Raw genomic sequence first — 25,433 nt, 5'->3', positions numbered from 1 at the left:
CCGGTGTGAGCCGCGCCCCCCCGGATCGGTTCGCGGGACCGTTCGGGGATGCCCGTCTGGCCGCTTTGCTTGCACCCCCCGGACGGAGTGTTATCTCCCGCGCCATGAACCTCTTCAGCCCCCTGAAGCTGCGCGAGCTGACCCTCCGCAACCGCGTCGGCATGTCCCCCATGTGCCAGTACTCGGCCGAGGCCGGCCGGGCCAACGACTGGCACCTCGTCCACCTCGGCAGCCGGGCGGTGGGCGGCGCCGGCCTCGTCATCTTCGAGGCCACCGCCGTCACGCCCGAGGGGCGCATCAGCCCCGCCGACCTCGGGCTCTGGGAGGACGCCCAGATCGAGCCGCTGGCGCGCATCGTCCGGCTCGTCGAGTCGCACGGCGCCGCCTCCTGCCTGCAGCTCGCCCACGCCGGTCGCAAGGCCAGCACACGCGTCCCGTGGGAGGGCGAGGGCGCGGTGCCGGAGGCGCAGGGCGGCTGGAAGGTGGTGGCGCCGAGCCCCGTCCGCTTCTCGGACGACTACCCGTCCCCCGCCGCGCTCGACGAGGCGGGGATCCGCCGGGTGGTGGACGCCTTCGCCGCCGCCGCCGGCCGCGCGCGGCAGGCCGGGTTCCGCTCCGTCGAGGTCCACGCCGCGCACGGCTACCTCCTGCACCAGTTCCTCTCCCCGCTCTCCAACCTGCGCAAGGACGGCTACGGCGGCTCGTTCGAGAACCGGATCCGGCTCACGCTCGAGGTGGCGCGCGCGGTGCGCGAGGCCTGGCCGAGGGAGCTGCCGGTCTTCATCCGCATCTCCGCCACCGACTGGGCCGCGGGGGGCTGGGACCTCGCGCAGTCGGTCGCGCTCGCGAAGGCGCTAGAGGGGACGGTGGACCTCGTGGACGTCTCGTCGGGCGGGCTCGTCCCCAACGCGGCCATCAGCGTGGGCCCCGGCTACCAGGCCACCTTCGCCGAGCAGATCCGGCGCGAGGCCGGCGTCGCCACCGCCTCGGTCGGCATGATCACCTCCCCGGCGCAGGCCGACCACATCATCCGCAGCGGCCAGGCGGACCTCGTGCTCCTCGCCCGCGAGCTGCTGCGCGATCCGTACTGGACCCTGCGCGCCGCCCGCGAGCTGCGCCAGGAAGGGCCCTGGCCGAAGCAGTACCTGCGCGCCTCCCGGTAGTCGCGCGGGCTCCGGGGACGCGGCCGCCCGCCGCGCCCCGGGCCGCCGGCGCACGACCGACCCGGGGCCGGCCCCGAGCCGGAGCTGGCCGGGCCGCCTGCCTCAGGCCCGGCCGCCTTCGCCGACCCTCGCCGCGGTCCCGGGCTCCTCCTCCCGCGTGGAGCCCGGCGCCACCACCCGGCCGCGCCGCTCGAGCGACCAGCCCGTCTTCAGCCCCAGCACGAACCAGCCCAGGATCACCGCGCCGATGGCGAAGAGCGTGTCGCCCGGGACGCGCAGCCAGCGGAGCGCGTTCATGGTGGGCGTCTGCAGGAACTCCGACGAGCGGGCCCACCAGGTGCCGACCTCCACCGAGGCCCAGGCCTGCAGGAGCCCCAGCGGCAGGAGCGACAGGAGCACCATCAGCGACAGCCCCACGTTGATGGCCCAGAACGAGACCGCCAGCGGCGCGTTCTTCCAGGCCGCCCCGGGGCGCAGCGCCCGCAGGCAGAAGAGCATGAGGCCGATGCCGAGCATGCCGTACACGCCGAACAGCGCGGTGTGGCCGTGGACCGGCGTCGTGTTGAGCCCCTGCATGTAGTAGAGCGCGATGGGCGGGTTGATGAAGAAGCCGAAGAGCCCCGCGCCCACCAGGTTCCAGAACGCCACCGCCACGAAGTAGTAGATGGGCCAGCGGTAGGCGGCGAGCCAGCTCCGGGCGCGCGCCAGGCGCAGGTTCTGCCAGACCTCCATCCCCACCAGCGTGAGCGGCACCACCTCGAGGGCGCTGAAGACCGCCCCCACCGCCAGCACCCCGGCCGGCGTGCCGGTGAAGTAGAGGTGGTGGAAGGTGCCGAGGATGCCGCCCGCCAGGAAGACGATGGTGGAGAAGAAGACCGCCTCGGTGGCGCGGTGCACGTCGAGGAGCTGCAGCCGCACGAAGAGGAAGGCGATCACCACGGTGGCGAAGACCTCGAAGAACCCCTCCACCCAGAGGTGCACCACCCACCAGCGCCAGTACTCGACGAGCGCGAGGTGGCTGTTCTTCCCGTACATGAGCCCGGCGCCGTAGAAGGCGGCGATGGCCACGCTGGAGAGGACGAAGAGCAGGAGGAGCGGCCTCGAGTCGGCGGGCGCACCGGCCCGCCCCGCCAGCTCCGCCTCGCTCCGCCCCGCCCCCGCCGGCGCGGCCGTCCCGCGCAGCGCCGGCCAGAGCGCCCGCAGCATGATGAAGAGCCAGATGAAGAGCCCGGCGAAGAGGAAGAGCTGCCAGAAGCGGCCCAGGTCCACGTACTCGTACCCCTGGTGGCCGAACCAGTACCAGGCGTCGCCGGGGAGCCGCTGCTTCACCGAGAGCCACTCGCCGGCGAGCGACCCCACCACGATCACCAGCAGGGCGGCGAAGAGCACGTTCACCAGCGCGGCCTGGCCGCGCGGCTCGTGCCCGCTCACCGCCGGCGCCACGTAGAGGCCGGTGGCGAGCCAGGAGGTGGCGATCCAGAAGATGCCGAGCTGGGTGTGCCAGGTGCGCGCCACCGCGTACGGCAGCACCTCCGCGAGCGGGAAGCCGTAGAACCCGCCGCCCTCCACGCCGTAGTGGGCGGTGACGGCGCCGAGCAGGATCTGCACCACCAGGAGCGCCGCCACCACCCAGAAGTACTTCACGGTGGCGCGCTGGCTGGGCGTGGGCGCGAGCCCGAAGAGCGGGTCGCGCTCCGGCAGCGCCGGGCGGAGCGCGTGCTCCTCGCGGCCGGACTGGTACCAGACCAGGCCGCCGATGCCGGCCAGCAGGAGCACGAAGGAGAGCACGCTCCAGACCAGCGCCGCCCCCGTGGGGCGGTTGCCGACGAGCGGCTCGTGCGGCCAGTTCTGGGTGTAGGTGACCGTCGAGCCGGGGCTCTCGGTCCCGGCCGCCCAGCTCGTCCACCAGAGGAACGCGGCGAGGTCCTGCAGCCGGCCCGGGTCGGTGAGCGCGCCCCGCGGGATGGCGTAGGCGTCGTTGCCGTCGCGGAAGACGCGGCCGTAGTGCTCGGCGTTGGCCCGGAAGGCGGCCGCCCGCTCCGCGCCGAGGGTCACGGCGCCGGTCGAGGGGTCGTAGGTGTTGCGGCGCATCACCGCGGCCAGCCGCGCCTTCAGTCCGGCCTGCCGCTCCGGCCCGAGCGCCGCGAACCCGCTCGCCCCCTCGTCGCGGGCGAACCGCTCCAGCACGAAGACGCTCTCGCGGTGGAGCCAGTCGGCGCTCCAGTCGGGCGCGACGTAGGCGCCGTGACCCCAGATGGTGCCGACCTCCTGGCCGCCCATCGACTGCCAGACGTTCTGGCCGCGCTGGATGGCGCCCGGCCCGGCCAGCAGCGCTCCGCCGGGGCCCACCACCCGCTCCGGGATGGGCGGCTTGGCCGAGTCGATGCGCGGGACGAAGGCCGCCAGCGCCGCGAGCGAGCCGAACACGACGAGGGCGAGGGCGATCCAGTAGCCGCGGTAGCGCATGCGAGGGCTCCTCCGGGCGATGCCGCTCGCAAAGCTAGTGACCGCCCGGGTTCGCGCCATCGGGCCTGAAGGGGGAACCGGCTGGCGGTCGTCCGGCTCCCGCGGATCGCATCGACCGCCCGCCGCCCGGGCGCCCGAAAGGTTCGCCTCCCGCCCCGTCCTCCCTTACGATCGACGCATGCTGAAGCTCGGCCGTTACCAGCTCGCCTCGCTGCTCGACTGCACCTTCGCGCTCGACGGCGGCGCGATGTTCGGCATCGTCCCGAAGCCGCTCTGGGAGAAGAAGATCCCGGCCGACGCGCGGAACCGGATCCGGCTCGCCGCCCGGTGCCTCCTCGCCGTGGACGAGGGGAGCCGCCGGCGCATCGTGGTGGACGACGGGATGGGCGAGCGCTGGGATGCGAAGCGCGTCGAGATCTACGGGATCGAGCGCGTCCAGGGCGGGCTCCTCGCCGACCTGCGCCGGCACGGGGTCGAGCCGGAGGAGGTGACCGACGTGGTGCTCACCCACCTCCACTTCGACCACGCCGGCGGGACCGCGGTCGGGCCCGCGGGCGCGGCCCACCTCGCCTTCCCCAACGCCACCTGGCACCTGCAGCGGCGCAACTGGCAGTGGGCCCACGCGCCGAGCGAGAAGGACGGCGGGAGCTTCCGCGAGGAGGACTTCGCGCTCCTCGCCCACTCCGGGCGGCTGCACCTCGTGGAGGGGGACGCCGAGCTCTTCCCCGACGTGGAGCTCATCGTCTCGGAGGGGCACACCGTCGGGCAGCAGCTCCCGCGGTTCCACGGCGACGGCACCCACCTCACCTTCTGCGGCGACGTCATCCCGACCCACGCCCACCTGCGGACGAGCTGGGTGATGGGCTACGACCTCTACCCGCTCACCACGATCGAGGAGAAGAAGATGATCCTCGCCGAGGCGCTGGAGGAGGACGGGATCCTCTTCTTCGAGCACGATCCGGCCTACGCGGCCTGCCGCCTCGCCGAGGAGAAGGGCGAGCCGGCCTTCCGCGAACCGGTCGCGATGTAGTACGAAGCGGACCCCCTATGGAACCCTACGTCACCGTCACCCGGCGCGGCGCCGACCGGCTCGCCCACGGCCACCCCTGGATCTACCGCGGCGACGTCGAGTCGGCCCCGGCGCGCGTCGAGAGCGGCGACGTGGTCACCATCCAGGACGGCCGCCGCAAGTTCCTCGGCAAGGCCTTCTGGTCCGCCCGCTCCAAGATCGCGCTCCGCCTGCTCACGCGGGACGAGGAGCCGGTGGACGACGACTTCTTCGCCGAGCGGATCCGGAGCGCCATCGACCTGCGGCGCGTCGCCTTCGGGGACGAGCCCGCGGTGCGGCTGGTCCACGGCGAGGCGGACCTCCTCCCCGGGCTGGTGGCCGACCGCTACGGCGACGTGGCGGTGGTGCAGACGCTCGTCCCGGGCACCGACCGCCGCAAGGCGCTCATCGCCGACGTCCTGGCGGGCGAGCTCGGCCTGCGGACCGTGGTGCAGCGCAACGACGTGCGGGTGCGCGAGCTCGAGGGGCTGCCGCAGGAGAAGGGCGTGCTCCGGGGCGAGGCGCCGGGCGCGCTCGAGTACCGCGAGGGCGAGGTGCGGCTCGGGCTCGACGTGCTCGAGGGCCAGAAGACCGGCGCCTTCCTCGACCAGCGGGAGAACCACCTCGCGGCGGGGGGCTACGCGCGCGGCCGCTGCGTGGACTGCTTCAGCTACGCCGGCGGGTTCGCGCTGCAGCTGGCGCGGCGCGCCAGCGAGGTCACCGCGGTCGAGATGCAGCCGGTCGCGGCCGGGCTCCTGCGGGGGAACGCCGCCCGCAACCGGGCCGGCAACCTCTCGGTCGTGGAGGCGAACGCCTTCGACTGGCTGCGCGACGAGTCGGAGAAGGCGCCGTCCTGGGATCTCGTGGTGCTCGACCCGCCGGCCTTCGCCAAGAACAAGGAGGCGGTCCCGGCGGCGCGGCGCGGGTACAAGGAGATCAACCTGCGCGCCATGCAGATCCTGAAGCCGGGCGGGATCCTGGTCACCGCCTCCTGCAGCTACCACGTGCCCGAGGCGATGCTGGAGGAGATCGTCCACGAGGCGGCGCGCGACGCCGGCCGGCCGGTGCAGGTGCTGGAGCGCCGCGGGGCGGGGCGCGACCACCCGGTGCTCCTGGGCGTCCCCGAGACCCGCTACCTGAAGTGCTTCGTGCTCCGGCTGCCGTAGCCGCGGGCGCGCCGCGGCCGCTCCCCGGGGAAGGTGCAGGCGGCGGCCAGGGCCGCGAGGGCGGCCAGGGGTTGGCCGAGGCGGCGTCCCCGACGCTAGAATCGCCCCACATGCCCGCCCTGCCCGAGCCGTCGTCCCCGTCCTCCCACCCGGTCCAGGGGCGCTCGATCCCGCGCTCGCCCACGGTGACGGTCCGCCGCGGCGAGCGGGTGGACACCGTGCCCACCGGGACGCGCGTCGGCGCGCTCCTCCCCGGCGAGGTGGGCGGCGTGCTGGTGGTGGCCGGGCTCCTCGGCCAGAAGCCGGTCTCGCTCGCCACCCCGCTCGTCGCCGACGCCACCCTGGCGCCGCTCACCACCGAGCACTGGGAGGGGCGGCGCATCTACGCCCGCAGCGTGGCGCTGGTGCTCCTCGAGGCCGCCCGCCGGCACTGGCCGGAGTGCGTGGTCCGGCTCGGGCCCTCCCGCGGCCGCACCCAGGTGGTCGCCTTCGAGGGCGCGGCCCCCGCCAAGCTGCCGGTGCTCGCCGCGACGCTCACCGCCGAGATGGCGCGCGTCGCCGCGGAGGACCTCCCCATCCGCCACGAGACCTGGATGGTGGAGGAGGCCATCTTCCTCTTCGAGCAGCGCGGGTGGCGCGAGGCCGCCCGCCTGCTCCGGCACCGGCGCGAGAACACCGTGCCGCTCGTGGCCTGCGGCGAGATCTACGCCCTCGGCATGGGCCCGATGCTCCCCTCCACCGCCGAGGTCCGCGGCTTCACCCTCACCGCGGCCGAGAACCACCTCCTGCTCGACCTCGGCCGGCGCGACCCGCGCAACGGGGTGCAGGCGGTCGCCGCCGCGGAGGCGAGCGAGAGCTCCATGGAGCGGGCGCACGAGGCCTGGCTCGAGGCCATGGGCGTGCGGAGCGTGGGCGACTTCGGCGAGGCCTGCGTGAGCGGCCAGGTGAGCCAGCTCATCAACGTGGCCGAGGGGTTCCACGAGAAGCGGATCGGCCAGATCGCCGACGACATCGCCGCCGCCGGCGACCGGATCCGGATCATCGCCGTGGCCGGCCCCTCCTCCTCCGGCAAGACCACCTTCATCCGGAGGCTCAAGGTCCAGCTCCAGATCGACGGCAAGAACCCGCTCGGCCTCGGGCTCGACGACTACTACGTGGACCGCGAGAAGACCGTCCGCGACGCGGCCGGCGAGCTCGACTTCGAGGCGCTCGAGGCGCTCGACCTCCCGCTCCTGCAGGACCACGTGCGCCGGCTCCTGGCCGGCGAGGCGGTGCGCACCGCGCGCTACGACTTCAAGACCGGCCGGTCACACCCCGAGGGCGGACCGGTCATCCAGCTCCGGCGCGGCGACGTGCTCATGCTCGAGGGCATCCACGGCCTCAACCCGGCGCTCCTGGGCGGGATCCCGCGCCCCGGCGAGCTCTTCCGCGTCTTCGTGCACCCGGCCACCACGCTCGCCTTCGACCGGCTCTCGCGCGTCTCGGCGACCGACCTGCGGCTCCTGCGCCGGATCGTCCGCGACCGGCACCAGCGCGGCTACTCGGCCGCCGAGAACATCCTCCGCTGGCCGTCGGTGCAGGCCGGCGAGCGCAAGCACATCTTCCCCTTCCAGGCCGAGGCCGACGCGGTCTTCGACACCTCGCTCATCTACGAGCCGGCGGTGCTGAAGGTCTACGCCGAGCGGTACCTGCTGGAGGTGCCGGCGAGCCACCCCGCCTTCCCCACCGCGCACCGGCTCCGGCTGCTCATCGACCAGTTCGTCTCCATCTACCCCGATCACGTGCCCCCGACCTCGCTCCTCCGGGAGTTCATCGGCGGGAGCGGGTTCGAGTACTGAGGCGGGGGCGCCTCGCGCTGCAGCTCGGCCGCGCGGCCGCGCCGGGCGTAGAGGTAGTAGAGCACCGGCACCGCCACGCGGGAGAGGAGCGTGGCGGCCACCTCGCCGGCCATGAGCGAGATGGCGAGCCCCTGGAAGATGGGATCGGCGAGCATCACCGCGCTCCCCACCAGCACCGCCGAGGCGGTGAGCAGCATGGGCCGGAAGCGGACCACGCCGGCCTCCTCCACCGCCGTCTCGAGCGCCATCCCCTCGCGCAGCTTCAGCTCGATGAAGTCCACGAGGATGATCGAGTTGCGCACGATGATGCCGGCGCCGGCGATGAAGCCGATCATGCTCGTGGCCGTGAAGAAGGCGCGGGCGAGCCCGTGCGCCGGCAGGATGCCGATGAGCGAGAGCGGGATGGGCACCAGGATCACGAGCGGCACGAGGAAGCTCTCGAACCACCCGACCACCAGCACGTAGATGAGGACCAGCACCGCCGCGAAGGCGAGCCCGAGGTCGCGGAAGACCTCGAGGGTGATGTGCCACTCGCCGTCCCACTTGATCGAGGGCGTCTCCGTCTCCTCGGGGTGCGCGAGCCCGAAGCGCGGGACCACCTCGCCGCCCTGGCCGCGCAGCGCGTCGAGCTTCCGATCCAGCGCCGCGAGCGCGTAGACCGGGCTCTCGATCTCCCCGGCCAGGTCGCCGAAGACGTACGCGACCGGCTTCAGGTTCTTGTGGAAGACGGGCGCGTCGGCCCGGCCCTCCACCGGGCGCACCAGCTCGGAGAGCGGCACCGCCCCCCGCGCGCCGGGGACCGTGAGCTGCAGGAGCTGCTCGGCGCGGGCGCGCCAGGCCGGCGCGAGCTGCAGCACCACCGGCACCTGCGCCGCCCCGCGCTCCACGTGGAAGGTGCCGAGCCGGTCCCCCTCCCCCGCCGCGGCCAGGGTCTGCACCACCGCGGCCGGCTGCACCCCGTGCAGCGCCGCCTTCTCGGCGTCGAGCACCAGCGAGAGGCGCGGCGAGGTCGGGGTGAGCGTCGAGTCCACGTCCACCACGCCCCGGGTGCCCTGGAAGGCGGCGAGCACCTCGCCGGCGATCCGCTGGCGCTCCGCGGCGCTCGGCCCGTAGACCTCGGCCACCAGCGTGTCGAGCACCGGCGGGCCGGGCGGGATCTCCACGATCTTGAGCCGCGCCCCGGCCGGCCAGGCGAGCTCCTGGAGCGCCGGGCGCAGCCGGGTGGCGATGGCGTGGCTCTGGGCCTTGCGGTCCGACTTGGGCACGAGGTTGACCTGCAGGTCCACCTGCTCGGCCTCCTCGCGCAGGAAGGAGTGGCGCACCATGCCCACGAAGGTGAACGGGGCGGCCACGCCGGAGTGGACCTCGACGTCCCTCACCTCCGGCTCCTGCAGCAGGCGGCGCGCCAGCCGCTGCCCGACCGCGAGCGCGTCCTCGCGCGCCGTCCCGGCCGGCAGGTCGAGCTGGACCTGGAACTCGCTCTTGTTGTCGAAGGGCAGCATCTTCACCTTCACCGCCCCGAACCAGACCAGCGAGGCGGCGCCGGCGAAGAGCACCAGCACGAGGGCCAGGAACCCGAGCCGCGCCTTCCCGGAGCGGAGCAGCGTGCCCATCACCTTCCGGTAGGCGCGGGTGGCGGCGCCCTCCGGGGCGTCGGCGTGGCGCCGCTCGTCCTCCGGCGACGGCCTCGCCGGCTCGCGGGCCGGGTCGGCCGGGTGCAGGCCGGAGGGGTCGCACGCCGGGAGGCGGGCCTCCTTGCGGAAGACCTTCATCGCCGCCCAGGGGCTCACCGCGAAGGCGATGATCAGCGAGAAGATCATGGCGACGCTGGCGCCCACGGGGATGGGGCGCATGTACGGCCCCATGAGCCCGCGCACGAAGGCCATGGGCAGGATGGCGGCGATGACGGCGAAGGTGGCGAGGATGGTGGGGTTGCCCACCTCGTCCACCGCCTCGATCACCGTGGCGGCGAAGCTCCGGTCGCCGCGCGGGAGGTGCAGGTGGCGGTGGACGTTCTCCACCACCACGATGGCGTCGTCCACCAGGATGCCGATGGAGAAGATGAGGGCGAAGAGGGTGACGCGGTTGAGGGTGTAGCCGAACAGGTAGGTGAGGAGCAGGGTGAGGGCCAGCGTCACCGGCACCGCCACCGCCACCACCAGGCCGGCGCGCCAGCCCATGGCGAGCGCGATGAGGGCGATGACCGAGAAGGTCGCGATGAGCAGGTGCTCGATGAGCTCGTTCGACTTCTCGCCGGCGGTCTCGCCGTAGTTGCGCGTGACCGTCACCTTCACGCTCTCCGGCACGAGCCGCCCGCGCAGCGACTCGAGCTTGCGCTGGACGCGCTCGGCGAGGGCGGTGGCGTTGGCGCCCTTGCGCTTGGCGAGGGTGATCGACACCGCCTGCTCGAAGCCCGCGCTCCCCTTCTCGCCGTACAGCACCACCGCCGGCTCGGGCTCGGGGCCGTCCGCCACCCGCGCCACGTCCTCCAGGTAGAGGGGCCGGCCGCCGCGGACCGCCACCACCACCCGCCGCAGCTGCGAGGCGGTGAGCACGAACCCGCGCGCCTCCACCTCGGTGCGACGGCCGCCGTCCACCAGGGCGCCGGCGGGGAGCTGGGCGCTCGCGCCCTCGAGCGCGGGGCGGAGCTCCGCCAGCGAGAGGCCCAGGCTGCGCAGCTTGTCGGGATCGGGCTCGATCCGGACCACCCGGCGGGCCCCGCCCAGCACCTTCACCTGCGCGGTCTCGGGCACGTCGGCGAGCTCGCGGGCCACCTCCTCGCCGAGGGCGCGCAGCACGCCGGGCGGCGTCGGGGCGCCGTGCAGGGTGAGGGTGAGGAAGGGGACGTCGTCGATGGTGAGCAGCCGCACCAGCGGCGGGCGCGCGCCGGCCGGCAGCAGCTCCGGGTGCGCCACCAGCTCCTGGTGCACCTTCACCAGCGAGGGCTCGAGCGGCTCGTTCACCTTGAAGCGGACGGTGAGGAAGGCCGCGCCCGGGGAGCTCGTGGAGTAGAGGTACTCGACGCCGGGGATGCCCCAGAGCCGCCGCTCGAGCGGCGTGGTGAGCTGGCTCTCCACCTCGCGCGGGATGGCGCCCGGGAAGGGGACGATGACGTCCACCATCGGCACCACGATCTGCGGCTCCTCCTCGCGCGGCGTGAGCAGCACCGCGACGGCGCCGAGGAGGATGGCGGCGACCACCCCGAGCGGCGTGAGCTTGCTCGTGAGGAACGCCTGCGCGATGCGGCCGGCGAGGCCGCGCCTCGGAGCGGAGGTCATGGCGCGACCTCGACCGGCTCGCCGTCCTTGAGCGGGCCGGGCGCGTCGATCACCTGCTCGCCCGGGGCGAGGCCGGCGCGGACGGGGATCCGATCGCCGGCGGCCTCTCCCACCGCCAGCCAGCGCAGCTCGGCCCGGCCGCGGTCGAGCACGAAGACGCCGGTGAGGTCCCCGCGCTCCACCACCGCCGAGCGCGGGACCCAGAGCCCGGCCCGCGCGGCCGCGGCCGGGCCGCCCGCGGCCGGCAGCTCCACCCGGGCGAAGGCGCCGCTCGCGAGGCCGGCGGCGCCCTCCACCACCCGGGCCCGCAGGCTGCGGCGGTGGGAGAGCGGATCGGCGCCGGTGGCGAGGCCGGTCACCAGGGCCCGGCCGTCCTTGCCGTCGGCCTGGAAGCGGAGGCGGGTCCCGATGCGCAGCCCGGCGGCCTCCTCCTCGGAGAGCGTGACCTGCACCTCGAGCCCCCCGGCCTCGAGCTCCACGAGCGGCTGGCCCGGGCCGACGAGGTCGCCCGCCTGCACCCGCCGGGCCTGCACCGTCCCGTCGAAGGGGGCGCGGATCTCGGTGTAGCCGAGGCTGGCGCGGGCGGCGGTGACCGCCGCCTCGGCCTGCGCCCGCTGCGAGGCGGCCAGCTCGAGCTCGCTCCGGGTGGCGGCGCGCTCGGCCTCGAGCCGCTGCATGCGCGACTCCTGCGCCCGGGCCGCGGCGAGGGCGGTCTCGGCGGCCCGGCACTGGCCGCGCAGGTCGGCGTCGTCGAGCCGGACGAGGAGCTGGCCCTTCCTGACCCGCTGCCCCTCCTCCACCGCCACCTGGCGCACCTGGGCGGCGAGGCGGGTGGAGAGGGTGGCGCGCCGCTCGGCGGCGAGGCTGCCCGCGACCCAGCGGCCGGCGCCGGGGCGCTCGGACGAGACCAGGCGCACCGGGCGCGGCGCGGGGGCGCCGGCCGGGGCGGCCAGGGGGATGGCCGGGGCGACCCAGGCCAGGAGGAGGGCGAGCGCGGCGACGGGGCGCGCGAGCGACGCGCGGACCGCGGCGGGGGTGGCGGGGACGATGGTCTTCATGGCTGCACTCCTTCCACGGGCTCTCCCCGGGCGAGCTGACGCTCGGCGCGCGCGACGCGGGCCTCGAGCCGGCTGCCGCGCAGGAGGGCGCGAGCGCCGGCGAGGCCGGCCTCCGCGTCGAGGACGTCGGTGAGGGGCAGGAGCCCCTCGCGGTGGCGCGCCTGGCGGAGCGCGCGGGCCGACTCCGAGGCGGCCACCGCCTCCTCCGCGGAGCGGACGCGCGCGTCGGCGGCGGCGATGGCGCGCTCGGCCTCCTCCACCTCGCGGGCGGCCTGCCGCTCCTGCCACTCGAGGTTCCGGGCCGCGGCGGCGGCGCGCGCCCGGGCGGCCTCGACCTCGCGGCCGGTGGCGAGCGAGAGGTTCCAGCGGGCGCCGAGCACGGCGGTGAGCCAGGTCGCGCCCTGGTCGAGCGCCGAGCGCATCGTCTCGACGCTGCCCTGCGCGAAGACCTCGGGGAGGAGCCCTCCGCGCGCGGCGGCGACCCCCTCCCGCGCCGCCTCGACCTGCGCCCGGGCGGCGAGGAGGTCCGGGCGGCCCCCGGCCGCACCCCCTCCCCCGCCCTCCCCCGCTGGCGCGGGAGAGGGAGACGCAGCCCGGAGCTCCGCCCCTGCCGGCGCGGGAGAGAGGCCGCTCGGCCCGGCGCCCCCGGGAGCCTCCGCGAGCGGCGTCGTGAGCTGCGCCTCCCGCGCCCGCTCCCCCACGAGCAGCGCCAGCGCGGACCGGGCGCTCGCGAGCCGCTGCGCCGCCCCGGCGCGCTCCGCCTCGGCCTGGGCGCGGAACGCGGTCGCCCGCGCCACCTCGGAGTCGAGGAGGAGCCCCCGCGCGTTGCGGGCCCGCACGAACCGCTCCGTCTCCTCGGCCTGCCGCCGCACGTCCTCCGCGTGGGCGAGCCCCTCCGCCGCCACCTCGGCGCCGAAGTAGCTGCGGACCACCGCGAGCGCGAGCTCCTGCCGCCGCCGCGCCTGGCTCTCCCCCTCCGCCTCGGCGCCGAGCGCGGCGGCGCGGGCGCCGGCCGAGATCCGCCCGCCGCTGTAGAGGGGCACGGTGACCGAGCCGGAGAGCCCGAGTCCCCCGACCGGGGTAGGAGCATTGAGCCGGTCGGGCGCGAAGTCGCCCGCGGTGATCCGCTGCTCGTCGAGCCGCAGCCCGAAGGCGTTCATCGGCTCGTCGGTGACCAGGGCGCGGGCGCCGAGCCCGAGGGTCGGCCAGTGACCGGCCCGGGCCGCCTCGGCCTGGGCCCGGGCCGCCTCGAGCTGCGCCTCGCCGGCCGCGAGCCCGGGGTGGCTGGCCCAGGCGGCGCGGATGGCGTCGGCGAGCGAGAGCGACTCGGCGGCCCGGGCCGGCGCCGCGAGGAGGACCGCCGCCGCGGCGACGGAGATCAAGGAGCGGGTCATGGTGGGCCTCGGCGTCGGCACGCACGGTCCGAGCCAACACCTCGGCGGAGGATTCGAGAAGCGGCAGGATGGGGCGAGCCCGGACCCATCCCCGAAGGGCCGGAGCGCGCCTCCGAGCCTCCGGCCGGCCGGCGGGAGCCGCCTAGAGGAACTCGCAGGCGGGGAAGAGCAGCACCTCCTCGATGCGCTCCGCCCCGGCGAGCAGCATGAGCAGCCGGTCGAGGCCCACCGCCACCCCGCCGGCGTCGGGCATGCGCCCGACCGCCTCCACGAACCGCTCGTCGATCGGGTAGGCCGGCCGCCCGAGCCGCGCCCGCAGCGCCCGCTCCTCCTCGAGCCGCCGCCGCTGCTCGGCCGCGTCGTTGAGCTCGCAGAACCCGTTCGCGAGCTCGAGGCCGGCCACGTAGAGCTCGAACCTTCGCGCGTGGCGGCCGTCCGCCGTCAGCTTGGCGAGCGACGCCATCCGCGCCGGCCAGTCCACGAGGTAGACGGGGCGCGGGGCGCCCAGGCCCGGCTCCACCCGCTCGAGGAAGATGCGGAAGAAGAGGTCGTCGAACCCCTCCCCCTCCGGCCCGACCGGCAGCCCCCGGTCATGCGCCGCCGCCCGCAGCCGCTCGCCGTCCTCCCCGCAGGCGTCGAGGTCGAGCCCGGCGCGCCGCTGGAAGGCCTCCGCCACCGCGAGCCGCTCGAAGGGCGCCGCGAGGTCCACCGCGACCCCGCCGCGCCGGACGGCGGTGCCGCCCGCCACCGCCCCGGCCGCCGCCTCCACCAGCCGCTCGAGGTCCCGCATGATGTCCTCGTGGTCGGCGTGGGCCCGGTAGAACTCGAGCATCGTGAACTCGGGGTTGTGCGTCGCCGAGACCTCGCCGTTCCGGAAGACGCGCGCGAGCTGGAAGATGCGCTCGAACCCGGCGGCGAGGAGCCGCTTCATGGCGTACTCGGGCGAGCTGTGCAGCCAGAGCGGCACCGGCGCGCCGCCGCCCTCGGGCACGAACGGCGCCTCGAAGCAGGCGATGTGCGGCTCCATCCCGGGGGCCGGCACGAGGCACGGCGTCTCGACCTCGTCGTAGCCGTGCTCGGAGAAGAAGGCCCGCACCGCGGCGTTGAGCCGGGCGCGGGCGCGCGCCCGGGTCACCTTCTGGGGATCCATGCGCCGGAACTTAACCGAGGCCGCGGGCGGGTGGTTAACATGCGTCCTCGTGAGAACCCCCGCCCTCCTCGCCGCCCCGCTCGCGCTCGCGCTCGCCTGCGCCCACGCGACCCCGCCGCCGGCCGCCCCCGCGCCGGCCGCGCCCGGCGCCGCCCCGGCCGCGGGGGCCCCGGCCCCGAGCCCGCTCGCGCCGGTGCGCGACGAGGTGGACCGGCTCCTCCACGACGAGGCCGACGCCATCTGGAAGGGCTGGACCACCGGCGCCCCCATCGACCTCGACGCGGTCCACGCGCGCCACGCCCGGCTCTTCACCCCGGAGACCCTGGCCGCCGTGCGGGCCGCCCGCGCCGGCGCCGCCGGGGCCGAGCTGCAGGCCCTCGACGCCCTCGCGCGCTACCTGCAGGGCGAGCTCCTGGCGCGCGCCACCGCGGCCGAGTCCGAGCGCGCGGCGGCGGCGGCCGCCGCCGCCACCGTGACCTGGGACGGCCGCAAGGTGGCCGCGAGCCGCGTCCCGGCCCTGCTCGCGGCCGAGCCCGACCCGTCCCGCCGCGCCGCCCTCGAGCACCTCGCGGCGGAGGCGGCCCGCGCCCGGGCCCCGCTCGCGCAGGCCTGGGCCAGCGCCGTCCGCGACCAGGCCGGCCGGCTCGGGTACCCGGACGCCCGCGCCCTCGTCGCCGACCTGCGGGGCGCGCCCCCGGAGCGGCTCGCCGCCCTCGCCGAGGACGCGCTCTCGGCCACCGACAAGCTCTACCGGATGCTCCTCGCCGACCTCGCCGGGCGCGAGCTGAAGCTCCCGCTCGACCGGCTCCGCGAGCGCGACCTGCGCCGGCTCTTCCGCACCGCCCGCGACGCCCGGACCTTCCCGGCGCCGCGCGTGCTCGGCCACGTCTCGGCGCTGATGGACGGGCTCGGCTTCGCGGTGGGGCAGCAGAAGAACCTCACGGTGGACGACCGGACCGACGCCCGCAAGGATCCGCGGCCGCTGGTGATGCCGGTGGACGTGCCGGGCGACGTGCGGGTCTCCTTCGTCCCGCAGGGCGGCGCGCCCGAGCTGCGCGGGGTGCTGCACGAGCTCGCCACGGCGCAGTTCCTCGCCCACGTGCAGACGCCGGTCATGGAGTTCCGGCGGCTCCCGCCGCCCGCGCTCACCGAGGCCTACGGCACGCTCTTCGAGTGGCTCACCGCCGATCCCACCTGGCTCGTCGAGCGCGCCCAGCTGCCGCTCGGCCACCGCGACCTCGCGGTCCGCACCGAGCTCTGCGACCGGCTCCACGCCGTCCGGGGCCTCGCGGCGCGGGTGCTCGTCGAGGCGGCCCGCCTGAAGGACCCGGCCGGCGCCGAGGCGGCGGCCCGGCGCTTCGGCGAGCGGGCCTTCGCCCACCCGGTGGAGGCCGACGAGGCGGCGCTCTTCCTCGTGGACCAGGACCCCCTCCTCGCCTCGGCCGAGGAGCTGCGCGGCGCCCTGCTCGGCGCGCAGCTCGAGGCCTACCTCTCGCGCCGGGCGGTGGACGCGCCCTGGTGGCGGTCGCGCGAGGCGGGCGGCTGGCTGCTCGACCGCTGGTCGGTCGGCGGCCGGCTCACGCCCGACGAGCTGGCCCGGCTCACCGGGAGCCGCGCCCTCGACGCGGCCGGGCTCGCGGGGCTGGTGCGGGCGCGCGCCGAGGCGGCCGGTCTGCGGCTATGATGCGGCGCGCCCCGCGCTCCGCATGAGCCCTCCCTCGCACATCGACGTCGCGCACCCGGCCGACCTCGCGCCGCTCGGGAGCGCGCTCTCGGCCCTCGGGATCGGCCTCACGCTGGTCGATCGCGACCTCAAGGTCGAGTGGGCCAACGAGCACGTCTGCGCCTACGCCGCGGAGCTGTCCTGCGGCGGCCACCACTGCTTCGCCGCGCTCTGGAAGAAGGCGCACCGCTGCTCCGACTGCCTGCCGCTCCTCGTGTTCCGCACCGGCGAGCCGCAGGAGGGGGTGCGCGAGCGGTCCCGGCCCGGCGGCGAGGTGGAGGCCTGGCGCGTGCGCGCCGTGCCGGTGCGCGACGCCGCGGGCGCGATCCGCTGGGTGGCGGAGAGCTTCGTCCGGCTCTCGGCCCTCATCCCCGATCTCGCCGGCGGCCGGGGCCGCCTCGCGGCCCAGTCGGCGGCGGCGAGCGGCGCGGCCTTCCTGGTGGTGGACCGCGAGGAGCGGATCGTCTCCTGGGGCCCGGCCGCCGCGGCGATCTTCGGCTGGCCGCTCGAGGAGGCGCTGGGGCGCCGGGTGGAGCTCATCGTCCCCGAGGACCGGCGCGACGAGGAGCGGCGCGTCGCGGAGCAGGTCGCGGCCGAGGGGCAGGCGCCCCGCTTCGAGACGGTGCGCCGCGCCCGCGACGGGCGGCTCGTGCCGGTGGCGCTCTCGGCGGTGGCGCTCCGCGACGAGGCCGGCCGGCTCATCGGCCGCTCCTGCGTGGTCGAGGACCTCTCCGCGCTCGACCAGCTCCGCGGCCGGGTCGCCGCCCAGGAGCAGCTCCTCGCCCACATCACCCGCGAGGCGGCCGACGCCATCCTCGCGGTGGACGCCGCGGGCACCATCACGAGCTTCAACCGCGGCGCGGAGCGGCTCCTCGGGCTCACCGCCGCCGAGCTGGTGGGCCGCCCGCTGTCGCGGCTCGTGGACGGGCAGGAGGTGGCGCGGCTCCTCGAGCGGACCGAGCGGCGCGGCACGCTGCGCGGCGTGCGGCTCGCCCTGCGCGACGCCCGCGGCGAGGCCATCCCGGTGGACGTGTCGGCGGCGGCGCTCGGCGGCGGCGGGACGGCGCTCGTGGCCCGCGACGCCTCCGGCCGCGAGCGGCTCGAGCGGCAGCTCATGCGCTCCGAGAAGCTGGCGGTGGTCGGCAGCCTCGCCGCCGGCCTGGCCCACGAGATCGGCACGCCGCTCACGGCCATCAGCGCCACCGCCGAGTACCTGGCGCTCGACGCGCGCGACGAGGCGCAGCAGAAGGAGCTCGCCGCCATCGTGGGCGAGACCGAGCGGATCGGGCGGCTGGTGCGCGACCTCCTCGGCTTCGCCCGCAGCACCCCGCGGCCGCCCCAGGCGGTGGCGCTGGCCGAGGCGGTGGAGCGGGTCCGCGGGCTCCTGCGCATCCCGGCGGAGAAGCGCCGGGTGGAGCTCCTCTGCGAGCTGCCCCCGGGGCTGCCGGAGGTCTTCTGCGACCCCGACGCGCTCCACCAGGTGCTCCTCAACCTCATGCTCAACGCGGTGGCGGCCGTCGGCGAGGGGGGCCGGGTGGGGGTGCGCGCCCGGCGCGACGACGAGGCCGAGCCCTCGCTCACCTTCGAGGTCCACGACGACGGCCCGGGCGTGCCCGAGCCCCTGCGCGAGCGGATCTTCGACCCGTTCTTCACCACCCGCGCCGACGGGACCGGCCTCGGCCTCGCCGTCTGCGCCCAGGCGGTGGCGAGCCAGGGCGGCGACATCCGCGTCGGCACGGGGCCGCTCGGGGGCGCGAGCTTCCAGGTGCAGCTCCCGGCAGTGGCGCGGTCGCCGGCGCCCGGGGAGGCGCCGTGACCCGCGCCCTCGCGGTGCTGGTGGTGGAGGACGACGCGCGGCTGCGCGAGATCCTGGTGCGGCACCTCGAGCGGATGGGCTACGCGGTGCGCGACGCGCCGGGCGCCTCGCGGGCGCTGCAGCTCCTCGAGGAGGCGGCGGCCGACGTGGTGCTCTCCGACGTCCGCATGCCCGGCATCGACGGCCGCACGCTCCTGCAGCTCGTGCGCGAGCGCTTCCCGGCCACCAAGGTGGTCCTCATGACCGCCTTCGGCAGCGTGGACGACGCCGTCGAGGCGATGCGCGCGGGGGCCTACAGCTACGTCACCAAGCCGTTCCGGGTCGAGGAGGTCGCGGCGGTGCTGCGCAACGCCGCCCGCGAGGTGGCGCTCGGGCGCGAGGTGGAGGGGCTGCGCCGGGCCGCCCGCGGCCGCTTCAGCGCCGACCGGCTGGTGGGCCGCAGCGCCGCCATGCAGCGGGTGCGCGCCCAGCTCCTCGAGGCGGCGCGGGTCGGCTCGACCGTGCTCCTCACCGGGCGCAGCGGCACCGGCAAGGAGATGGCGGCGCGCGCCATCCACGGCGAGGGGCCGCGCGCGGGCGGGCCGTTCGTGCCGGTGAACTGCGCCGCCATCCCCGAGCAGCTCTTCGAGAGCGCCATGTTCGGCCACGTGAAGGGCGCCTTCACCGGCGCGCACGAGAGCCGGCAGGGGTTCCTCGAGCGCTCCTCCGGCGGCACCCTCTTCCTCGACGAGGTGGGCGAGATCCCGCTCTCGCTCCAGCCCAAGCTCCTGCGCGCCCTGCAAGAAGGCGAGGTGCTGCCGGTGGGCGCCACCCGCCCGGTCACGCTCGACCTGCGGGTCGTCGCCGCCACCAACCGCGCCCTCCCGGCGATGGTGAAGGAGGGCGCCTTCCGGGAGGACCTCTACTACCGGCTCGACGTGCTCCACGTCGAGCTCCCGTCGCTGTGCGACCGGCCCGACGACGTCCCGGTCCTGGCCGAGCACCTCCTGCTCGAGCTCGCCGACGAGCAGGGGGCCGCCTCCCTGGGGATCACCGCGCGGGCGCTCGAGGCGCTCTCGCGCCACCGCTGGCCCGGGAACGTCCGCGAGCTCCGGAACGTGCTCGAGCGGGCCCTGCTCTCCTCCTCGGGGCGGGCCATCGACGTCGGCGACCTGCCGCCGGGGCTCGGGGGCCAGGCGCGCCCGCTCGACCCGGGCGGCGCCCCGGCCGACGGCGGGCTCATGACCCTCGAGGAGCTGGAGCGGGCGCACGTCGAGAAGGTGCTGGCGGCGGTCGCCTGGAACCGCTCGGCGGCGGCGCGGATCCTCGGGATCGACCGGCGCACCCTCTTCACCAAGATCCAGCGCTACGGCCTCGTCGGCCCGCTGCGCGCCGGCCCGGCGGCGGACCTGGAAGAGGACGCCTGACGGCCCGATCGTGCCCCCGGCCGCCGGATCCTTACCGGCGGGTCGCCGCCAACGTACAAAACCGCCCCACCCGCCCGTTGGGATGAAACGCCCCACGGCCGGCGCGGGAGCCCGGGAGCGGCCGTTTTTCGCCGGGAACGCGGCGCCTCCCCTGGCATCTTCCTTGCCTTTACGCTGGCCCCGTGAGAGGCACCGCGACGCCCCCAGTTCCCACCGCCCCACCCGCCCGGGCGGGTGGCATGATGCACCCACAGTCACGCGGCGCGGCCCCCCGCTAGACCAGGAGCACTCGCAATGGACGCATTGATGCTCGCGCGGATCCAGTTCGCGGTCACCATCGGATTCCACTTCATCTTCCCCCCCATCAGCATCGGCCTCGGCTGGATGCTGGTCGCGGCGGAGTGGCTCGGCTGGAAGAAGAACGACCCCGACTTCGTCCGCGTCGGGAAGTTCTTCGGCAAGCTCTTCGCGGTGAACTTCGCGGTGGGCGTCGCCACCGGCATCGTGATGGAGTTCCAGTTCGGCACCAACTGGGCCCAGTACTCGAAGTACGTGGGCGACATCTTCGGCGCGCCGCTCGCGGCCGAGGGCGTCTTCGCCTTCTTCCTCGAGTCCACCTTCCTCGGCCTCTACCTCTACGGCCGGGGCCGGGTCTCGAAGGCGCTGCACTGGTTCTCGGCGCTGATGGTCGCCGTGGGCGCCACCCTGTCGGCCTTCTGGATCATCGTCGCCAACTCCTGGCAGCAGACCCCGGCCGGCTACGTCGTCCGCAACGGCCGCGCCGAGCTGACGAGCTTCTACGACGCGGTCTTCAACCCCTCGACGATGCCGCGCTACCTCCACACCGTGACCGCCGCCATCGTGACCGGCGCCTTCGTCATGGCCGGCGTCGCCGCCTGGCACCTGCTGCGCGACCGCGACTCGGCGTTCGCGCGCAAGGCGATGCGCATCGGCGTGGTGGCCGGGCTCATCTTCTCGATCCTCGAGGTGATGCCCTTCGGCCACCTCCACGCGCAGCAGGTGGCGCGGACCCAGCCCGAGAAGTTCGCGGCCATCGAGGGGCTCTACACCTCGCAGAACCACGCGCCGCTGGTGCTCTTCGCCATCCCCTTCTCGCCGCCGCCGCAGCTCAAGGCCAACATCGAGGTCCCGGGGATGCTCTCCTGGATGGCCTTCGGCGACATGGCGGCCCACGTCCAGGGGCTCGACGCGGTGCCGCAGGAGGACCGCCCGCCGCTCTGGCTCACCTTCGTCTCCTTCCACAACATGGTGGCGCTGGGGAGCTGGTTCATCCTCGTGATGAGCCTCGCCGCCTGGAACCTGTACACCGGCAAGCTCTTCACGAACCGGCTCCTGCTGAAGGCGCTCGTCTGGTCCATCCCGCTCCCGGTCGTCGCCTGCGAGCTCGGCTGGACCGCGGCCGAGGTCGGCCGGCAGCCCTGGATCGTCTACAAGCTCCTGCGCACCTCGCAGGCCCACTCGGCCACCGTCACCGCCGGGGAGATCTGGTTCTCGCTCCTGCTCTTCGGCGCCATCTACCTGGCGCTCGGGGCGCTCTGGCTCTTCCTCATGATCAAGAAGGCCAAGACCGATCCGGACGACATCCAGGTCGGCGCGGCGGCGGCCTAAGGGAGGCACGCACATGGACCTCAACACCACCTGGTTCCTCCTCGTCGGCGTCCTCATCTCCGGCTACGCGGTCCTCGACGGCTTCGACCTCGGCGTCGGCATCCTCCACCTGTTCGCGAAGAGCGACGCCGAGCGCGACGTCCACGTCGGCGCCATCGGCCCGGTCTGGGACGGCAACGAGGTGTGGCTCCTCACCGGCGGCGGCGCCCTCTTCGCCGCCTTCCCGGTGGTCTACGCCACCATCTTCAGCGGCTACTACCTCGCCCTCATGCTCCTCCTCGTCGCGCTCATCCTCCGCGCGGTGGCGATGGAGTTCCGGCACAACGTCGAGGCGCCGGCCTGGCGCCGCGCCTTCGACTGGGCCTTCGGCGTGGGCAGCCTCCTGCCGGCCATCCTCTTCGGCGTCGCCGTCGGCAACGTCCTGCGCGGCGTGCCGCTCACGCCGGAGCACGAGTGGGCCGGGAGCTTCCTCGGCCTGCTCAACCCGTACGCGGTGCTGATCGGGCTCGTGAGCCTCGCCATGTTCGTCATGCACGGCGCGCTCTACCTCCGGATGAAGAGCGAGGGCGCCCTCCACGAGCGGATGGGCAAGGTCGCGGTGGGGGCCTGGATCGCCTTCCTCGCCGTCTACGCGCTCGCGACGGTGGCCACCTTCTTCGTCTCGCCGTTCCTGTTCGAGAAGGCGACCTCCAACCCGGCCTTCTGGGGCCTCCTCCTGCTGCTCGCCGGCGGGCTCGCCACCATCCCGCGCGCCACCCGCGCGGGCCGGAGCGGCACGGCCTTCCTCGCCTCGTCGGTGGTGATCGTCTCCGCCATCTTCCTCGCGGCGGTGAGCCTCTTCCCGCGGCTCGTCCCGTCGCTGGGCGGCCTCGAGAACAGCCTCGACATCTACAACTCCGCCTCCTCGCCCAAGACGCAGGGCGTGATGCTGGTCATCGCGCTCCTCGGCATGCCGCTCGTGCTCGCCTACACCGCGGCCGTCTACCGGATCTTCCGGGGCAAGGTGCGGCCGGGCCACGCCTACGGCGAGGAGCCCTCGGCCGCCGAGCGGGCCGGCGCCCGCGCCGCGCGCTAGAGACCGGTCCCGGGCCTCGCAGCCCCCCAGGAGACCCCCGGCCCACGCCCCTGGGCCGGGGGTCTTCGTCTTCCGGCGCGCCCCCGCGCCGGCCAGCATCGTCAACCCGGATGCGCCCGCCGGTTGACGACCCCGGGCGGCTGCGGTACTCGGACCAGCGATGCCGGTCGAGCCCTCGCCCATCGCGCTGGCCGTGGCGCCCTCCGGAGCGGGCCGTCCGCTGGTGCTGCTCCACGGCTGGGGGCTGTCGTCGCTCGTCTTCTCGCCGCTCCGGGCGGCGCTCGGCGAAGGGCTCCGGGTCATCGCCCCCGACCTGCGCGGGCACGGCCGCTCCCCGGCCGCCCCCTCCGCCACGCTCGAGGACCACGTCGCCGACCTGGTCGCGCTCTTCGAGCGGCTCGAGCTGCGCGAGGCGCTCCTCGCCGGCTGGTCGCTCGGGGCCCAGGTGGCGCTCGCCGCCGTCCCCCGGCTGGCGCCGCGCCTCGCCGGGCTCGCCCTCCTCGCCGGCACGCCCCGCTTCACCCGGGCCGAGGGGTGGGAGTGCGGGCTCCCCGCGAGCACGGTGGAGGCGATGGCGCTGCGCTTCCGCCGCGACCCGGCCCGCGTCCTCTCGCGCTTCTTCGACGGGATGTTCGCGCCCGGGGAGGCGTCGCCCGAGGCGGTTCGCCGGCGCTCGGAGGAGCTGCTCCTCGCGGCGCCCCCGCCGTCCGAGGCGGCCGCGCTCGCCGGCCTCGACCAGCTGCTCCGGGTGGACCTGCGCGGCGACCTCGCCGGCGTGGCGGCGCCGGCGCTCGTGCTGCACGGCGACGCCGACGCGGTCTGCCCGCCCGGCGCGGGCGCCTACCTCGCCGAGCGGCTCCCCCGCGCCCGGCTCGTGCGCCTCGCCGGCGCCGGGCACGCGCCCTTCGTCACCCGCCCGGCCGAGTGCGCCCGGGCGCTGGCGCGCTTCGCGGGGGAGCTCCCGTGAACCAGGTGGACAAGGCGCGCGTCCGGGCCGCGTTCGATCGCGGCGCGGCGGCCTACGACGAGGCGGCCCGGGTGCAGGAGGCGGCCCGGGACGAGCTCCTCGCGCTCGCCGCGCCCCACCTCCCCGCGCGGCCCCGCCTCCTCGACGTCGGCGCCGGGACCGGGGCGCTCCTGGCCCGGCTCGCCGGGGAGAGCGCCCTCGCCGCCGGCGTGGACCTCGCCCCCGGCATGGCCGCCGCCGCCCGGGCCCGCTGCCCGCGCGCGCGGCTCGCGGTGGCCGACGCGGAGCGGCTGCCGTTCCGGTCGGGGGCGTTCGACGTCTACCTCTCGAGCTCGGCGCTGCAGTGGCTCACCCGGCTCGACCTCGCCTTCGCCGAGGCCCGGCGGGTGCTCGCCCCGGGCGGCCTCCTCGCCGTGGCGCTCTTCTGCGGGGAGACGCTCCACGAGCTGCGCGGCTCGTATCGCGCCGCCGCGGCCGCGCGCGGCGCGCCCGACCCGACGCACCGCTTCTTCTCGCGGGCCGAGGTCGCCGCCGCCCTGCGCGACGCCGGCCTCGCGGTGCTCGAGGAGCGCGGGGCGGTCCACGTGGAGTGGCACCCGGACGTGGCCGACCTGCTCCGCGCGCTCCGCCGCATCGGGGCGGGCAACGCGGCGCCGCTCGCCCCCTCCCCGGCCCTCCCCCGCTGCGCGGGAGAGGGAGAAGGCCTCCCGATCTCCGTGCCGCGGGCCTCCGGCCTCGCCGGCCGCCGCCTCATGCTCGACATGATGGACCGCTACCGCGCGGGCTTTTCCAGGGACGGTGCCATCCCGGCGAGCTACGAGGTAGGCTACGTGGTGGCGCGCGCCCCCTGACCTCACCTCGCCGCGCGCGCCGGGGAGCTTGCCGTGAAGACCCTCGCCGCCCTGGCCGTGCTGCTGCCCACCGTCGCCCTCGCGCAGGGCGCCTACCCGCCGCCCCCGAGCTACTACCCGCCCCCGCCGCCCGGCGCGCGGCGCTACCAGCCCGAGCCCACGCGCGACACCTGGTACATCGGGTTCGGCGTCGGCGCGGGGGACGGCAGCGTCAGCGGCCAGGGCCAGCGGCTCAACCTCTCGGACCTGGGCGGCGGCGGCCGGCTCGGGCTCAACTTCAAGGTGGGCGCCACGCTCACGCCGAAGCTGCTCCTCGGCTTCGACCTGCTCACGCTGTCGTCGTTCGGGACGCAGTACGACTCGGGCGGCTTCCCCTACGACGCGACCGCCACCATCGCCGACGCCGACCTGATGCTCACCTACTTCCCGTGGGAGAAGGGGTTCTTCGTCCGCGGCGGCGTCGGCCCCTCGTTCCTCACCTTCGACAGCCGGGGCCCCGGCTACCACGACAGCGTGAGCTACGGCGGCTTCAACGGCGACGTCGGCGCGGGGTACGCGTTCTGGCTCGGCCGCCGCTTCAACCTCACCCTGAACGCCGACTTCGCCGCGCAGACCTACGGCAGCTCGAGCACCCGGCCGGAGAGCTCGCGCTTCTTCCTGATGTGGGTCGGGTTCGACTGGTACTAGCCGGCGGTTCGGGACGCGCGGAGCTCCCGCCCCCTCTCCCTGGCGAAGGCCCGGGAGCTCCGCGCGACGCCGGGAGCTAGTCGAACGAGCCGAGCGGCAGCACCGTCCGCCCGTACATCTCGTTCCAGATCTGCGCCGCGCCCACGTACATGGCGCCGAGCCCGCAGAGGATGCCCTCGTAGCCGGCGAGGCGGGTGACCGCCTTCGAGCCGGTGGCGTCGCCCACCGCGAGCAGGAAGAAGAGGATCGTGAGCAGGAAGAACACGATCATGAGCGCGCGGGTGGTGCGGAAGGTCCCGACGAAGAGCACCAGGCTGAAGAGCCCCCAGACGAACAGGTAGGCCGCCATGGCCCGCCCGTCGGCCGCCTCGATGCCGAAGCGCGGCATGAGCACCAGCGCCACCAGGCTGATCCAGAAGAAGCCGTAGGAGGTGAAGGCCACCATGCCGAAGGTGTTCTTCTTCTTCCACTCCATGTAGCCGGCGATCACCTGGGCGATGCCGCCGTAGAACATGCCCATCGCCAGGATCATGCTGCCGATCCCGATGAAGCCGGCGTTGTGCATGTTGAGCAGGATGGTCGTGAGCCCGAAGCCCATCAGGCCGAGCGGCGCCGGGTTGGCGGTGGAGTCGCGGATCACCGTCTCGTGCGGCAGCGCGCGCGCGATGTCGCGCACCGGGGTCGAGGTCACGGCCTGCAGTTCGCTCATGGCAAGGGT

General features: G+C 75.4%; 18 protein-coding genes. 12 read left to right on the top strand and 6 right to left on the bottom strand.

Annotated elements, in window-relative coordinates; all coding sequences use genetic code 11:
- Positions 1 to 104: 104 nt before the first annotated feature.
- A complete protein-coding gene (locus AMPC_RS17670; RefSeq protein WP_248342797.1) occupies positions 105 to 1,163 on the top strand; it encodes an NADH:flavin oxidoreductase/NADH oxidase in 1,059 nt (352 codons plus the stop codon).
- A gap of 102 nt (positions 1,164 to 1,265) precedes the next feature.
- Here AMPC_RS17670 and AMPC_RS17665 read toward each other — a convergent pair whose 3' ends face one another.
- A complete protein-coding gene (locus AMPC_RS17665; RefSeq protein WP_248342796.1) occupies positions 1,266 to 3,629 on the bottom strand; it encodes a nitric-oxide reductase large subunit in 2,364 nt (787 codons plus the stop codon).
- Positions 3,630 to 3,807: 178 nt separating this feature from the next.
- Here AMPC_RS17665 and AMPC_RS17660 point away from each other — a divergent pair, with 178 nt between their 5' ends.
- The 3 genes from AMPC_RS17660 to AMPC_RS17650 all read left to right on the top strand — a co-directional run bounded on the left by AMPC_RS17660 (position 3,808) and on the right by AMPC_RS17650 (position 7,681).
- The gene (locus tag AMPC_RS17660; RefSeq protein ID WP_248342795.1) at positions 3,808 to 4,659 is read left to right on the top strand and encodes an MBL fold metallo-hydrolase; all 852 of its coding nucleotides are present in this window, start codon (positions 3,808 to 3,810) and stop codon (positions 4,657 to 4,659) included.
- Between the two features lie 17 nt (positions 4,660 to 4,676).
- Complete coding sequence (locus tag AMPC_RS17655; protein WP_248342794.1) at positions 4,677 to 5,843, top strand: class I SAM-dependent rRNA methyltransferase; 1,167 nt, start codon at positions 4,677 to 4,679, stop codon at positions 5,841 to 5,843.
- A gap of 110 nt (positions 5,844 to 5,953) precedes the next feature.
- Complete coding sequence (locus tag AMPC_RS17650) at positions 5,954 to 7,681, top strand: nucleoside kinase (protein ID WP_248342793.1); 1,728 nt, start codon at positions 5,954 to 5,956, stop codon at positions 7,679 to 7,681.
- Here AMPC_RS17650 and AMPC_RS17645 read toward each other — a convergent pair.
- The 4 genes from AMPC_RS17645 to epmA all read right to left on the bottom strand — a co-directional run bounded on the left by AMPC_RS17645 (position 7,621) and on the right by epmA (position 14,561).
- Complete coding sequence (locus AMPC_RS17645; protein ID WP_248342792.1) at positions 7,621 to 10,959, bottom strand: efflux RND transporter permease subunit; 3,339 nt, start codon at positions 10,957 to 10,959, stop codon at positions 7,621 to 7,623. The genes AMPC_RS17650 and AMPC_RS17645 overlap by 61 nt on opposite strands.
- Positions 10,956 to 12,017 (bottom strand): efflux RND transporter periplasmic adaptor subunit, encoded by a 1,062-nt coding sequence (locus AMPC_RS17640; protein ID WP_248342791.1) that lies wholly within the window; start codon positions 12,015 to 12,017, stop codon positions 10,956 to 10,958. Before AMPC_RS17640 ends, AMPC_RS17645 begins: the two co-directional genes overlap by 4 nt.
- Entirely contained in the window at positions 12,014 to 13,411 is a 1,398-nt protein-coding gene (locus AMPC_RS17635) for a TolC family protein (protein ID WP_248342789.1), read from the bottom strand. Before AMPC_RS17635 ends, AMPC_RS17640 begins: the two co-directional genes overlap by 4 nt.
- Positions 13,412 to 13,553: 142 nt before the next feature.
- A complete protein-coding gene (gene epmA / locus AMPC_RS17630; protein ID WP_248342787.1) occupies positions 13,554 to 14,561 on the bottom strand; it encodes an EF-P lysine aminoacylase EpmA in 1,008 nt (335 codons plus the stop codon).
- A gap of 49 nt (positions 14,562 to 14,610) precedes the next feature.
- On the opposite strand from epmA, the gene AMPC_RS17625 reads away from it, so the two are divergent.
- From AMPC_RS17625 to AMPC_RS17590, 8 genes are all read left to right on the top strand, one after another.
- Positions 14,611 to 16,245 (top strand): hypothetical protein, encoded by a 1,635-nt coding sequence (locus AMPC_RS17625; protein ID WP_248342785.1) that lies wholly within the window; start codon positions 14,611 to 14,613, stop codon positions 16,243 to 16,245.
- Positions 16,246 to 16,267: 22 nt separating this feature from the next.
- A complete protein-coding gene (locus AMPC_RS17620) occupies positions 16,268 to 18,100 on the top strand; it encodes a PAS domain S-box protein (RefSeq protein WP_248342783.1) in 1,833 nt (610 codons plus the stop codon).
- A complete protein-coding gene (locus AMPC_RS17615; protein WP_248342781.1) occupies positions 18,097 to 19,506 on the top strand; it encodes a sigma-54-dependent transcriptional regulator in 1,410 nt (469 codons plus the stop codon). The genes AMPC_RS17620 and AMPC_RS17615 overlap by 4 nt, the downstream gene beginning before the upstream one ends.
- Positions 19,507 to 19,800: 294 nt before the next feature.
- A complete protein-coding gene (locus AMPC_RS17610) occupies positions 19,801 to 21,135 on the top strand; it encodes a cytochrome ubiquinol oxidase subunit I (RefSeq protein WP_248342780.1) in 1,335 nt (444 codons plus the stop codon).
- Positions 21,136 to 21,148: 13 nt separating this feature from the next.
- Positions 21,149 to 22,210, top strand: a complete 1,062-nt coding sequence (cydB, locus tag AMPC_RS17605; RefSeq protein ID WP_248342779.1) for a cytochrome d ubiquinol oxidase subunit II — start codon at positions 21,149 to 21,151, stop codon at positions 22,208 to 22,210.
- A 160-nt stretch (positions 22,211 to 22,370) separates the two neighbouring features.
- On the top strand, positions 22,371 to 23,177 hold the full coding sequence (locus AMPC_RS17600; RefSeq protein WP_248342778.1) for an alpha/beta fold hydrolase: 807 nt from the start codon (positions 22,371 to 22,373) through the stop codon (positions 23,175 to 23,177).
- Positions 23,174 to 24,028 (top strand): methyltransferase domain-containing protein, encoded by an 855-nt coding sequence (locus tag AMPC_RS17595; protein ID WP_248342777.1) that lies wholly within the window; start codon positions 23,174 to 23,176, stop codon positions 24,026 to 24,028. The genes AMPC_RS17600 and AMPC_RS17595 overlap by 4 nt, the downstream gene beginning before the upstream one ends.
- A 33-nt stretch (positions 24,029 to 24,061) precedes the next feature.
- Complete coding sequence (locus AMPC_RS17590) at positions 24,062 to 24,715, top strand: outer membrane beta-barrel protein (RefSeq protein ID WP_248342776.1); 654 nt, start codon at positions 24,062 to 24,064, stop codon at positions 24,713 to 24,715.
- Between the two features lie 76 nt (positions 24,716 to 24,791).
- Here AMPC_RS17590 and AMPC_RS17585 read toward each other — a convergent pair whose 3' ends face one another.
- Positions 24,792 to 25,424 (bottom strand): acetate uptake transporter, encoded by a 633-nt coding sequence (locus tag AMPC_RS17585; RefSeq protein WP_248342775.1) that lies wholly within the window; start codon positions 25,422 to 25,424, stop codon positions 24,792 to 24,794.
- Between the last annotated feature and the right edge of the window lie 9 nt (positions 25,425 to 25,433).

Source organism: Anaeromyxobacter paludicola (assembly GCF_023169965.1).
Classification (GTDB): Bacteria; Myxococcota; Myxococcia; order Myxococcales; family Anaeromyxobacteraceae; genus Anaeromyxobacter_B; species Anaeromyxobacter_B paludicola.
The sequence above is the reverse complement of the archived record's forward strand: the minus strand, read 5'-3'. Positions and strand labels throughout refer to the sequence as shown.